General features: G+C 31.7%; 1 protein-coding gene. It reads left to right on the forward strand.

The annotated features are described in order from the left end of the window. Positions 1-9: 9 nt before the first annotated feature. Positions 10-401 (forward strand): hypothetical protein (locus NH26_RS25675; RefSeq protein ID WP_199880310.1); only part of this gene is annotated, 392 nt, incomplete at its 3' end.

The following is a 401-nucleotide window of genomic DNA, read 5'->3' on the forward strand; positions in this document are numbered from 1 at the left end:
ATAAATACGATGGAAAATTCCATAAAAAAGCCCGTAATTCCTAGAGTTTCGTTTTCTTCAAGGAATTTGAAAGACAAAAAAGAAGTATCTATACAGTTTCGTATAGTCCTAGGTTCTGACAGATCGAGTGTTTCGGCTACAGGTCTAAAAGTTTTAAAGAAGAATTGGAACGGAAAAAACCAATATATAACCCCTAGAAATAGTATAGAAAATAAAGTACTTGATTCGATAAAATATCAAGTAAGGGAGTTCTATTATGACTTTTGTACTAAATCTAAAGATTACCCAAATGCAGAAAGCATAAAAAAAGCATACATAAAAGGTTTAAATACCTCGCCCCTAACACTTAACGAAGCAATATGCCAATTCAAAGAAGATAAAAAGAAAGAAGTTCTAGAGTC

Source organism: Flammeovirga pacifica (genome assembly GCF_000807855.2).
GTDB lineage: Bacteria > Bacteroidota > Bacteroidia > Cytophagales > Flammeovirgaceae > Flammeovirga > Flammeovirga pacifica.